2 protein-coding genes are annotated in these 1375 nt (G+C 58.8%); one reads left to right on the top strand and one right to left on the bottom strand.

Going from position 1 to position 1375, the window contains the following annotated elements; translation table 11 throughout:
* Positions 1–258 precede the first annotated feature (258 nt).
* Positions 259–558 carry a WGR domain-containing protein gene (locus JQC81_RS32385; protein ID WP_203275854.1) on the top strand — a complete coding sequence of 100 codons (300 nt, stop codon included), beginning with the start codon at positions 259–261 and terminating at the stop codon, positions 556–558.
* On the opposite strand, the gene JQC81_RS32380 is transcribed toward JQC81_RS32385, so the two are convergent.
* A complete protein-coding gene (locus JQC81_RS32380; RefSeq protein ID WP_203275853.1) occupies positions 542–745 on the bottom strand; it encodes a hypothetical protein in 204 nt (67 codons plus the stop codon). The two genes, JQC81_RS32385 and JQC81_RS32380, sit on opposite strands and share 17 nt — an antisense overlap.
* Positions 746–1375: the final 630 nt, after the last annotated feature.

The raw sequence follows: 1375 nt of genomic DNA, 5'->3' as shown, positions 1-1375 counted from the left end.
AAGAACCCGGGCGGCTATTTCCGCGCCATGGTCCGCATGGTGAAAGCCGGCAAGATCGACCTCGCCGTCGAACTCCTCGCCATGAGGAGGCGAAGGATGTCATAGGGAGAGGAACCGCGCGTCGGGATGACGACGGGCCAGCGTGCTTTTGGTCAGAGAGCGGCAATGCCTGGGTGCATCACTGACGTGAATCGTTCATGCTCAATGGATTCACGACTTTGATTGGACCTTGTCCAGGTGCCTGCGCGACACTGGCACATGGCTCAAGACACGATCCAATATCTGGTCCTGCACAGGTGCGATCCAAGCTGCAACATGGCACGCTACTATGTCCTGTCGATCGAGCCGAGCCTGTTTGGGGATGCGACCCTGATCCGTGAGTGGGGCCGGATTGGCCGACCAGGTCAGCGCAGGGTCGAGCTCTACGAAAACCAGTCATGTGCAGTGGAAGTCCTCGAGACTTGGCTCCAGCGAAAGCAGCGACGCGGCTATCTCCTGCGGGGCGGGGAGGGGCAGAAGTCCGGGGAACTCTGGATTAGTCTCAGCGCAGGATCTTGAGCAGTTCTTCGACGGCTTCAGCTTCTTTGAGACTGCCTCTCTCATACTGGCGCAGCACGTCCCGGATTTGGGTGCGCTTTGAACGTGAGCTGCCAGTCTGCTCGTCATGAGCAGTTACTTGCCGCTGGATTACGGCTGGCTGTGCAGGCTTGCGGAAGTAGGTCTGCACTTTCTGCAGCAGTCTCATGTTCGGCATTCTTGATAGTAACTCTGACCGGCCGATATGGGAGCTCTTGAGGCCGGTTCGTCGCCTCCTATCCTTAGCAACCGGCAGGGTTGGGGAAGACAGACTTTGGTAGAAAGCTTCGGAGCAACAAAGCCGCACTTCGTCACTGGACAGGTGTGAACAGAGCCTGGACAGTGCTCTGAGGCTGACAAGGTCGGGCGGGCGCAGAGAGGATGACACCAATGGACGAGAGTTTCTCGCCGACCATCTTTCTTTATGGCATGGCCCTCGTTCTCGCTGTGGGAAAGGCGTTTACCCTGACGATTTGGCGGACTCTTCCGAAGCCCAGACTCGGGCTCAGGCAAGAGATGTTGCAGGCCTGGAAGAACCGCAGGCTTCAGAAGCAGGCCGCAACGAACGCAGGTCAGTCTCCTCGCAAAGAGCCGACGGCGGAGGACTCCTCGAGGAGCGCTGAGGGGGCTGAGAGGGAGCCACACGTCACAATGCCCGCTCCCATAGACCGACGGCTTATTTCCGAGCCGCCATGAGGTCATGGGTAAGGACAGTGAGCTTACCGATCAGCGATGCCATATCGCTCGGATCGCATGACCACTGGGTACCGATAGCCGCCCCATCGGAGGATACGGACAC

It is taken from the genome of Microvirga arabica (assembly GCF_016811235.1).
Taxonomy (GTDB): domain Bacteria; phylum Pseudomonadota; class Alphaproteobacteria; order Rhizobiales; family Beijerinckiaceae; genus Microvirga; species Microvirga arabica.
This window is presented reverse-complemented; position numbering and strand designations above follow the sequence as displayed.